Below are 9,629 nucleotides of genomic sequence, written 5' to 3'. Positions count from 1 at the left end.
AAAAATGACAGCTCCTGCGAAAAAATGCCCGGTCCCGATCAAGTAGCCGCTCAAAGGTTTTGCTGGCTCAAGGATGATGATCGGTACCAAAAAAAGGACAAGCGAAGGATACGGCGGCAACGAAGCAACCCAAAGCCGCGCGCGTTGCAGCAGCCTCTGTCTGGCCATCCAAACGGTGATCGGCCGTGTGACATAGGAAAAGACGGCGTCCGCGACGAAGTAGATGAACGCGACCATGAAAATCGGTGTGTTCCAAGCGCGGGTCATGACACCTCCGGCGGGTCAAAGCGGGCCTGGAGGATGTGTTCCTGGAAGCCGGCTAGAAAATTGGGGAACCGGGCGCAAGTCCTTGGGGGTGTTGAGCGAAGCCACCAAACAGACCATCGCGCGCATTAGGCACTTAGCAGTCGTTCCGCCACGTTGAACGGCGCCAAGCCCCGGCTTCCCCTTCGACCCGCAGCTGAGCCCTAGCGACAAATTGTGCATGGGACGGAGAGGCGGCCGCTCCGACGGTCATTCCCTTGGTTGCAGGGACCGTACTTCGAGCGTCGTCGGGGGCACTCGAAAACTCGGTCATCGTGACCTCCTCCAGGAATGAGGATGGTCATTCTCAATCGAGCAACCTTCCAAAACTATCGGCTTGTGATCACGCAATTGCGCAGCGTTAAAATAAGCAGACAGACCAAAGAGCAGATGTACAGCGGGGCGAGATGAATGCAGTCGCTGCACGCGCTGGAAGACTTCAAAGCTGCAATTTAGGCGCATCTATCCTGCGATCGGTCCAAATAATAATCCGGGGCCTGTTAGCGGTTTTACGTGCCGAAACGTCGTCCATGTAGCGGCCTGCTTGCGTTGTTTAGTCAAATCATTCGCCCCGGGAAATACGAGCCTTCTCATGGCCGTTGGAACCAGCAAAACTATTAATCCGCTCAGCGAAACTCCCGGATTGGATGATCGTACATGTTGTGGGCAGTGCGTGTTCTTCCGTTTTGGAGTTTTAGTCATGCATAAACTGCTGCCTCTGATGTCGGCATTGCTGCTCGTGCCAACCTCTGCGCCGGCGGCGCCGCTCGATTCTCCCGGTACCGTCTATATCGATGGATTGCCATGCAACCTTGCTTGCCAGGCTTACATGGCATGGTCTCGTCAGCTTCTTTCCCAGCCAGTTCCTATCACGCAGAAATCGGTAAACTCAGACACTAAGTCCAAGGCCCAAGAAAGCTCACGAGCCAAAGTCGCGCCCAAATCGTCTCGCATCGCCAAAAGAACTGCGCCAGCGCTCGCGCCAATGCCGACTGCTGGTGCCGCTCCAACGGCCACTAACGGGGCGCCGCCAGGTTCTCATCCCAGCGACACTGGAGATATCACGTCGTCATCGCTTGCAACGGCCAAAGCAGGTCAAGACATTCCGTCCGAGAACGAGAAGGTGTTGTCTCCCTCGGCTATCGCGGAGACAGCGACTGTCCCTGCCGAAGAACCGGCAAAAGAGTCTGCTAATAAAGCGACCGCGAACAAAAATGATCAACCCATGAGTTCGACCGAACCTCAGGGATATAGCGACAATTACGTCGCGATTCTGTTGGTTCAACCTGAAATCAAAACGGTATCCGATCTTAGAAACAATATCATTGCGATCGACGACACGCCGTCGAATTATTCCGTCGAGGAAGTGAGGAGTGCGATCGTAGCAGCGGCAGGTGTCGACATTCAGATGAGTGAAGAAAGCAAAATGGCGGTAATTCGCGTGGTAGACGGAGACGTGCGAGCCGCTGTGGTCACGATACTCAATGAAACTGCAGCTGAGGCATGGAGAGCCAAATTTCCAGGGTTTAATGTCTTCCGAATATCGCTGCCACCCGCAGCGGAGAAGGCAAAACGAGGATAAGCCAGTCGCAATATTAACTGCCGCTCTGCAGGCCTAAGGATAGACCGCGACCTAGCCCGACAAGCTAGCGCTCGTCGAGCCAGTATTTGGCCTAGCAACTCGCCTCCCTGAGCGGCTGTTCAGCCGAAGTGACTTGCAGCAAAGAAAAGGCCGCCCGAAAGCGGCCAAATCTCAGTCATCTCGATTGCTTACTTTTTGAGGGCGTCCGCGGCATTCCGCGCCGCATCCTTCATATCTCCCGCTGCGTTGTGGACGGAGCCCTTGGCCTTATCAATCTTGCCCTCGGCTTCCAAATCCTTGTCGCCGCTGAGCTTGCCAGCGCCTTCTTTGATGGCGCCTTTTACCTTGTCGGCTGCACCCTTCACATGTTCGCGATCCATGATCGTGTTCCTCTTGTCTAGGATACGGGCCAACGAAAGTGTTGTGCAGCAGTTCCTACGAGAATATGCGTCTGTCTTGCGCAGGGTGACTTCTCAGTTCTGGCCTATCGCGCCAGCCAGCGCGGTGCAACGACATCTCCGAAGCTGAAGGCGGACCGGAAGTAGCTGGCTGACTTTATAAAAGACGCGATTGACCCTATCCGTTCAGGCTTTCGAATATTCGGGCGTAATCAGCTTTTCCAGAGGCGCGCTGAGCGTGCAGACCAAGCCATCCGGTTTGAAGTTTAGTACCACTTCGCCCCCGAAATCGTTCTTCAACAGTCTTTCGATCAAGCGCGTTCCGAACCCTCTTTTCGACTGCTCGGGCTCGACGACGCGAGGTCCGCCCTTCTCAACCCATTCGAACTGAAAGCTGGAATTTGATGCGCTAGCGTTTGTCTTCCACAGAATCGTCACTTTGCCTTCACTGCTGGAAAGCGCGCCGTATTTCGCGGCGTTCGTAGCAAGTTCGTGTATCGCAAGTGCGATTGCCAAGGCAGGTTTTGGCGGCAAGAGCATTTCGGGCCCGCTGACATCAATGCGGTCTTGACTGGGTCGATGAGGGGCTAGGGCTCCCTCGATTACGTCCTTGATCGGCGCACTGGTCCAACTCGTTTGAACCAGAATATCGTGCGCATGGCTCAGCGTAATAAGCCGCGCCGTGAATGCTTCTCGGGCCGCCTCCATGTCGTTGCCGCGAATAGTCTGATTTGCGATAGCCGCCACCATCGCGAGAGAGTTTTTGATGCGGTGTTGCAATTCGGCGGTTAGGAACTTCTGTTGCTCTTGGAATTCGGCAAGTTCGGTAATGTCCCGCGAGATTGAAAGAATTTGCGATGGTTTCCCATCTTCGCCGATAATGGGCGACACATGAACTTCCCAAAATCTCGGATTTCCTTTTGCTGTGTTCGCCGCTCCCCTGAACCGGGCGGTGCCACCTGCTTTCGCGGTCTCGACCGCGGCCCGTGCATCCGCGTTTCCAGCGCCAGCCCAGAAGTCAGGCCAGGGACAGCCTTTAAGCTTCCCGAAGTCCTCGACTTCCATTACCCGCTTGCCGCCCTCGCTCATGAACTGCAAATGGCCGTCCAAGTCCAAAATCTTGATGCAGTCGCCGCTGCCCTCGAGGACACCGCGCAGAAGATCATCATTGTCAGCCAAGCCAGCGCCAGCCGCGCGTAACTCTGCTTTTAGCGCTCTGACGGGCGAGGTGGGTCGTTTTGACATCGGGACTAGACGCTACTTCCTTGGTTTGCTTCGGGACATTGAGCACGGGAACATTTCACCAGCTATTGCAATCGGCTCTGAAGCAGTTGGTTCCGGGCCCGACACTCCTATAAGGAGTCGCTGGTCACCTCGCGCAACATGCTAACGATTTCTCGCGCGCTGTACGGTTTTCGAAGAAAGCGGCTGCCAGAGGGTAGATCGTCAGCGCCCAGGTTCGCTCTCCCAGATGTCGCAACGATCTTAATGGGCGGCCATCGACCCCTAACGGCCGCGGCCAACTTCAGACCGTCCATGGAACCAGGCATATGGACATCCGTGAAAATAACTGTGATGTCGGGGCGGTGCTCAAGAATTTCGATAGCCTCGTCAGCGTCTTTCGCCTCGACGACTTCGAAGCCGCCGGATCTGATCATATCCGTCGCATCCATGCGGATGAGGAATTCGTCCTCGACAATCAGGACCACGGTTGGTCGCTTCTGGGAATACGCCAAATCAAGTACTACTCCTGAGCAATGAAGCGTTGGCGGGATCATTGGTTCCTCACCGCGCCCCTCTTAAACGGCGGGGACGTCACGGCGCTCTGACTTCGGCGTTTGACCCAGAGCGGACGTGAGACGGTCAATCTCACTGCCTGCTAATGACCCGAAGCGATTCTTGTTCGCTAGGCGGCGACGTTTCCGGCTAATATCACCTAGTCAGAAAGAGATTGAATTCGTCGAAGAAGCGAGCGCTGGCAGGTTCGTGCTTCAGAAAGAGGTGGTTTCGCCCGGGAAGTGCAACAAAATGAGCCCCAGGGATTGCGGCCGCCATTTGACGGCCCGCATCGATGGGAGCCATAAGATCTCCGCGTACATGCATGACGAGAGTTGGAACGCGCACCTGCGGAAGCAATTCGCGCACATCGAAGTCCGCTACGACTTCAAAGTATCGAGCTGCGCATTCGGGTGATGTGGTCTTCCGTTGAAGATCATTGAACCAATCAGCCTGTTCCTTTGTGCCTTCGGGAATGAACTGCGACGTGAACATTTGACGGAATGCCGGATCATCCATGCCCCAGCCAAGGCGGATCAAGGTCCCCATCGCTTTCCGCTTCTCAAGCTCCTCCGGCGATCGCTTGTTGCGGCCCAATGCAAAACCGCCATATAGGATCAGGTGAGAAAGGCGCTCTGGATGTCGAACAGCGTAAGCGATGGATATCGCACAGCCTTGGGAGACGCCAACAAGCGGAAAACGCTTAATCCCAAGGGTATCGACTACGGTTTCTAAATCACTGACCCATGCATCCAGAGAAAGCTCATCGACATCCCAGTCGGACAGGCCGTTGCCTCGAGCGTCGTATCGAGCCAGCGAATGATTTCTCGCCAATCCCTCCAGCACATGATGCCAGATTGGACTTTCCCAGTCGTATTCAAGGTGATTCATCCAGTTCGCCGCTTTAACTAAGGGGGGACCATGCCCTACGGTTGCATAGGCAAGTCGTACGCCATCGGGTGCTCGGCAATATTTGATTTCCTGCGTCATGCTGACTGAACTGAAGTTGACCGAATAGACCTCGACGGGCTTCGCGATATTTTTTAGGTTTCGAAGTCCCAGCTTCGCGCAGGTGAACGAGAGTTTTTCGAGCAAGTGATCGTGCGCTTGGCGCGAAATGTAGATTCCACCCGGTTCGGCTATACTTTCAAGCCGCGCGGCAATGTTCACGCCATCGCCGTAAATATCATCGTCGTCGCTGATGATGTCGCCGAGGTTTATACCAATTCGAAACTCGATCCGCTTGTCGACGCTTGCCGTTGCGTTCCGCTCGCTCATCCCGCGTTGGACCTCAACGGCGCATCGGACTGCGTCAACCACGGATGCAAATTCAACCAGCATGCCGTCCCCCGTGGTCTTGACAATACGTCCCCGATGTTCCTCGATTTTGGGATCGACTAGCGCTTTCCGGTGCCCCTTCAATAGCGCGAGCGTGCCTTCCTCGTCGACGCCCATGAGACGGCTGTAGCCAGCCACGTCGGCAGCTAAAATTGCTGCGAGTCTACGCTCCATGATATGTCCTCCAATAGCAGTCCTCTAATTTCATAAGCCGTTGAAAATGTCCTTCTTCCGCTCCGAAGCAGAGGCTCCATGGCGAAGAACTCCGCTACGCCGTGCCAAACTTCGATGCATCAAACGCGACATGGGCCGTTCGCTTTCAAAAGATAGGGCGGACCAACCTCTACTGATCCGCAATTGTAACCTTCGAGTCACTCAATGTCAGCAGGTCGGTCCCCGGCCATAACCGACGCACCACCAGTTCTAACCGATGCCGCCTTATGGCCCTTGGCAGGACTTCAGGACCTTGTTTGGACTTAAGAGGAACCGTTACTCAAGCTAACTATTGGTCCGTTGCGACTTCATTCTGGAACGGTGCAACATGGACAAGGATCGGATCGTCGGCCCGGCGAAGGATTTTGCCGGTAGGGTCGAGAGCGCTGTCGGCAACATCCCTGGCGACCCGAAAACGGAGGCAGCGGGCCAACTCCGCGATGGGAAGGGCACTGCGCAGAACCTGTACGGCCAGGCTAAAGACGCGGCGCGCCAAGCCTCAGACGCCGCCGTCGGCTATGCGAAGGACACTTACGAAAATAGCGGCGATGCATTCCGCGACGGCACGCAGGCAATTGCGAATAAAGTGGAGGAAAATCCACTTGGCGCGATGCTGGTCGCAAGCGCGGTAGGCTTTGCGCTTGGCCTGTTGTTGACGCGACAGCCACAGCGCTCGCCGCCTCGGACGCGCTATCTCGGCTAGATAACCCAGACAAACCGGCGCACCATCTAGCGCCTTGGGATACAGACCATGAGCGATGATGATAGCCCGAAGCCACCTTATATCTACGACGGCTTGGATCCCGTTCCAGAGACGAAATCCACGTTCGCCGAAGTTTCAGAGGTCGTGAAAGATACTGCCAACCGAGTGAGTGGCGCGATAGAGGCTGGTCGTCGCCCGGGAATGCCGTTGAGTATACTAAGTAATATCGCCCGCGAAGCGCCCCTTGGTTCGCTGTTGATTGCTTTCTTGATTGGAGTTGCTGTAGCCCGGCGTCGATAAGCGTGCTCCGATTTGAGGTGTTTGCATGCGTGCGACTATCTCGACGTGAGCACAAGCAGGGTCTACCGTTCTAAAAGCGAGTTGCAGCTTCGACGTAGGGTGGGAATTGATTCACGTTGGTCTCTGTGACGTCATCGCTTTCGTCACTCAGCTTGTCAGTAGATACTGAAAAACGTTCGAGTTGAGCGAAACCATAGGCGGTTCAAATCGCGACATCGCCGGCGTTGCTGCCTCACGCAATCACAATCCGACCGATACGAGGATGATTGTGACGGGGGTCGAATGTGTACGATTGACCACCCAGAAAAGCTTCTCACTAGACACTGAAATCAATCGGAGCGGAATGGCGTCGAACTCCGATGTCTCCTCATAGCCGGTGCCACAACGAGCGGGATGTTTATGCAGCGGCAAAGCGTGGGCCAAAGCTCGGCAGGCCCCGATTCTTCCTCGCGGCCCTCGGCTGCCGGTCAATCGCGTCGCGAAAGCCTTTCAAATCCCCGATAAGAGAATGTCGACGCTCCGCATGTGGATTGGAACGGGTTTGATCGCGCTCAAAACCGCGCGTCGGATCCTGCGTCAGAGTGTCCGGCATCGCCCACGCAGCAGAACGCCAGTCTGAAGCGAGCGACAAACTATCCCTTGAAATTGCCCGAACGGGACACATTTACCATCCAGTGGGCATCCATATGGATGGTTGAGGTATATTATGCCGAGTAACGTCCGCGACTTGCGACCCAGGATACCTGACACGGAGAAAATCACGGTCAATCTTGGCTATGTCGATCTTGGCCACGTCGATCTGATGGTGCGGGAAGGGTTCTATTCGAACCGGACCGATTTCATACGGACAGCGATCCGCAACCAACTCGAGCGACACGCGGACGTCCTGAGGCAATCAACGGTTCGGAAGAATCTGGACTTGGGGCTTAGGAATTTCAGCCGCGAAGATCTCGAAGCGGCGCAGCGCGCTGGTGAGACGCTCCATATCAACGTGCTTGGCTTGGCGACTATCGCCGAGAACGTCACGCCCGAACTCGCCCGCGCCACGATTGCTTCAGTTTCGGTGTTGGGGGCTTTCCATGCCACTCCAGCGGTCAAGGCCGCGCTCGTCGACAGAATAAGGTGATGAGATGCTAAATCAGCAAATAATTCGCGAGGCGACGCGTCTCACACGTGCGGGCCAACTGGTCGAGGCTACCGCGCTGCTGCAGCGTATGCTTGGCGACGAGAGCGCCCCACAACCGCTCAGCAGCGCCGCCCATGCCACACCCACCAGGCTCGAACCGCCAACCATCGAGTTGAATGCCAACGTCGTCGAGGAGCGCGACAGCGGACCCACGCAGGCTTACCCGGGTGTTCCGCGAGCCAATAGCCGGGCGCGCTTCGACAGCATAAAAGAACCATTGCGGCTTCGTCTGCGGGAGCCCGCCGGGCGTGCTCCGCGATCCGCGTGGGATATCGCGCCCAATGGCGCAAGCTTCATCGAAGGCACGTTCAAAAGCGCCGAGGGAAGCCGGACCTACAAACTGTTCATCCCAAGCCGTTATGAAGGACAGGCAACTCCCCTGGTGGTGATGCTTCACGGCTGTACCCAGTCGCCCGAGGATTTCGCGACCGGCACGAGGATGAATTTCCTGGCGGAAGAGCAGAATTGCTTCGTGGTCTATCCGGAGCAGTCCAGTGGGGCCAATCAGTCGAAATGCTGGAACTGGTTTCGTACAGGCGACCAACGGCGGGGCGGCGGCGAACCTTCGCTGATCGCCGGTATTACCCGCCAAATCATGCGGGACTATTCAATTGACCCGAAGCGCGTTTACGTTGGGGGGTTGTCCGCTGGCGGGGCCGCTGCCGCTGTCATGGGAGCGACGCACGCCGACTTGTACGCGGCAGTCGGGATACATTCCGGTCTTGCCTGCGGAGCCGCCAGCGATCTTCCCTCCGCGTTCCTCGCCATGCGGCAGGGAGGGAGGGCGGAAGCAACAACGGATGATGGACTTTCTGTACCGACCATCGTTTTTCATGGCGATCGCGACGCCACAGTACACCCGATCAATGGTGACCGAATTCTACAACAGGCAACCAAGGCCACCAATCTCACAACGAACGTGATTCGTGGAAGAGTGCCCAATGGGCATGGTTATACCCGCACTATCCTTACCGATGCGGTCGGACGGACAATTGCTGAGCATTGGAACGTTCACGGTAGCGGGCACGCCTGGTCGGGAGGGAGCCCCGCCGGCTCCCACACCGATCCTCGAGGACCTGACGCCACGAGGGAAATGCTGCGTTTCTTCCTGGAGCATTCACTCGCGGGTTAGCGGGATTCACTCGGGCGTTGGTGACGATTGCGTTCGATTAACCAAGTGACATCGTGAATGTGAAGCGGTTTCCGCCAGCGTCGATGTCATGCTAAGAGCGCAGTCATCCGCTTCCGCGATTTGGGAAGTGATATAAAGGCCCAGCCCGAGTCCCAGTCTGCTCGCGCGGGCTGACGCGGGTGATGTCGTACGAGATGGACGGCGCGAAGCGCGCTGGCAAACTTGCGATCGTGCTGGAGGAGCCGCTGCCGGTCCATATTGTCCACGCGCCGCGGAAGCTGGTACCGATCAAGCAGCGTGCATTGTTGAATTGGATGACGCCGCGCCTGAAAGCGCGCCTTGCGATGACCTAGAGCATTTTCCGACCGGAATGAATCGGGTGGGGATTCCCAAAACGGCGCGAGTCAGATTCAAGCTGCATGCTGGCGAGGGAGGCCAGCATGTATGGCCAGGGCGCTTTCGGTTGATCTTCGTCAAAGGGTTATAGCCGCGATTGACGGTGGCATGTCCTGTCGACAGGCTGCTGAGCGCTTTGGTGTCAGCGCGGCCAGTGCGATCCGCTGGCGCGGTCGCCTCAAGGAAGTTGGCGACATCGTTCCTAAACGCCAGGGCGGTGACCGCAAATCGCAGCGCATCGAAGCGCATTCGCAATTGATTCTGGAGGCAGTGACAGCGAAGCCGGATATCACGCTCGCCGA

General features: G+C 56.5%; 11 protein-coding genes and 1 pseudogene. 7 read left to right on the top strand and 5 right to left on the bottom strand.

Annotated elements, in window-relative coordinates; translation table 11 throughout:
- Positions 1-267: pseudogene (locus K359_RS0144910) on the bottom strand (hypothetical protein); the annotation flags it as partial.
- A gap of 628 nt (positions 268-895) precedes the next feature.
- Between K359_RS0144910 and K359_RS62520 the strand changes: the two are divergent.
- Complete coding sequence (locus K359_RS62520) at positions 896-1,885, top strand: hypothetical protein (protein ID WP_156929065.1); 990 nt, start codon at positions 896-898, stop codon at positions 1,883-1,885.
- A 188-nt stretch (positions 1,886-2,073) separates the two neighbouring features.
- On the opposite strand, the gene K359_RS0144895 is transcribed toward K359_RS62520, so the two are convergent.
- From K359_RS0144895 to K359_RS66535, 4 genes are all read right to left on the bottom strand, one after another.
- Positions 2,074-2,265: a CsbD family protein gene (locus K359_RS0144895; protein ID WP_029084896.1), complete on the bottom strand. Its 192-nt coding sequence runs from the start codon at positions 2,263-2,265 to the stop codon at positions 2,074-2,076.
- Positions 2,266-2,469: 204 nt separating this feature from the next.
- Positions 2,470-3,462: a sensor histidine kinase gene (locus K359_RS55810; RefSeq protein WP_165127684.1), complete on the bottom strand. Its 993-nt coding sequence runs from the start codon at positions 3,460-3,462 to the stop codon at positions 2,470-2,472.
- Positions 3,463-3,635: 173 nt separating this feature from the next.
- Positions 3,636-3,956: a response regulator gene (locus tag K359_RS0144885; RefSeq protein WP_051346797.1), complete on the bottom strand. Its 321-nt coding sequence runs from the start codon at positions 3,954-3,956 to the stop codon at positions 3,636-3,638.
- Positions 3,957-4,215: 259 nt separating this feature from the next.
- Entirely contained in the window at positions 4,216-5,571 is a 1,356-nt protein-coding gene (locus K359_RS66535) for an alpha/beta fold hydrolase (protein WP_029084894.1), read from the bottom strand.
- A gap of 367 nt (positions 5,572-5,938) precedes the next feature.
- On the opposite strand from K359_RS66535, the gene K359_RS0144875 reads away from it, so the two are divergent.
- The 6 genes from K359_RS0144875 to K359_RS0144855 all read left to right on the top strand — a co-directional run.
- The gene (locus tag K359_RS0144875) at positions 5,939-6,313 is read left to right on the top strand and encodes a CsbD family protein (protein ID WP_029084893.1); all 375 of its coding nucleotides are present in this window, start codon (positions 5,939-5,941) and stop codon (positions 6,311-6,313) included.
- A 48-nt stretch (positions 6,314-6,361) separates the two neighbouring features.
- Positions 6,362-6,613 (top strand): hypothetical protein, encoded by a 252-nt coding sequence (locus tag K359_RS60240; protein WP_084518798.1) that lies wholly within the window; start codon positions 6,362-6,364, stop codon positions 6,611-6,613.
- Positions 6,614-7,319: 706 nt separating this feature from the next.
- A complete protein-coding gene (locus tag K359_RS0144870) occupies positions 7,320-7,739 on the top strand; it encodes a CopG family transcriptional regulator (protein WP_029084892.1) in 420 nt (139 codons plus the stop codon).
- A gap of 4 nt (positions 7,740-7,743) precedes the next feature.
- On the top strand, positions 7,744-8,931 hold the full coding sequence (locus K359_RS0144865; RefSeq protein ID WP_029084891.1) for a PHB depolymerase family esterase: 1,188 nt from the start codon (positions 7,744-7,746) through the stop codon (positions 8,929-8,931).
- A gap of 194 nt (positions 8,932-9,125) precedes the next feature.
- The gene (locus K359_RS62515; protein ID WP_156929064.1) at positions 9,126-9,284 is read left to right on the top strand and encodes a hypothetical protein; all 159 of its coding nucleotides are present in this window, start codon (positions 9,126-9,128) and stop codon (positions 9,282-9,284) included.
- 91 nt (positions 9,285-9,375) lie between these two features.
- A partial coding sequence (locus K359_RS0144855; RefSeq protein WP_029082405.1) for a helix-turn-helix domain-containing protein occupies positions 9,376-9,629 on the top strand: 254 nt, incomplete at its 3' end.

Origin of the sequence: Bradyrhizobium sp. th-b2, from assembly GCF_000426785.1 — a bacterium.
Lineage (GTDB): Bacteria > Pseudomonadota > Alphaproteobacteria > Rhizobiales > Xanthobacteraceae > Bradyrhizobium > Bradyrhizobium septentrionale.
This window is presented reverse-complemented; position numbering and strand designations above follow the sequence as displayed.

What these genes read in the sequence shown, in the direction of transcription:
- K359_RS62520 (WP_156929065.1), top strand. Translation starts at nt 896, where the DNA reads ATGGCCGTTGGAACCAGCAAAACTATTAATCCGCTCAGCGAAACTCCC.
- K359_RS0144895 (WP_029084896.1), bottom strand. Translation starts at nt 2,265, where the DNA reads ATGGATCGCGAACATGTGAAGGGTGCAGCCGACAAGGTAAAAGGCGCC.
- K359_RS0144885 (WP_051346797.1), bottom strand. Translation starts at nt 3,956, where the DNA reads ATGGATGCGACGGATATGATCAGATCCGGCGGCTTCGAAGTCGTCGAG.
- K359_RS66535 (WP_029084894.1), bottom strand. Translation starts at nt 5,571, where the DNA reads ATGGAGCGTAGACTCGCAGCAATTTTAGCTGCCGACGTGGCTGGCTAC.
- K359_RS0144875 (WP_029084893.1), top strand. Translation starts at nt 5,939, where the DNA reads ATGGACAAGGATCGGATCGTCGGCCCGGCGAAGGATTTTGCCGGTAGG.
- K359_RS60240 (WP_084518798.1), top strand. Translation starts at nt 6,362, where the DNA reads ATGAGCGATGATGATAGCCCGAAGCCACCTTATATCTACGACGGCTTG.
- K359_RS0144870 (WP_029084892.1), top strand. Translation starts at nt 7,320, where the DNA reads ATGCCGAGTAACGTCCGCGACTTGCGACCCAGGATACCTGACACGGAG.
- K359_RS0144865 (WP_029084891.1), top strand. Translation starts at nt 7,744, where the DNA reads ATGCTAAATCAGCAAATAATTCGCGAGGCGACGCGTCTCACACGTGCG.
- K359_RS62515 (WP_156929064.1), top strand. Translation starts at nt 9,126, where the DNA reads ATGGACGGCGCGAAGCGCGCTGGCAAACTTGCGATCGTGCTGGAGGAG.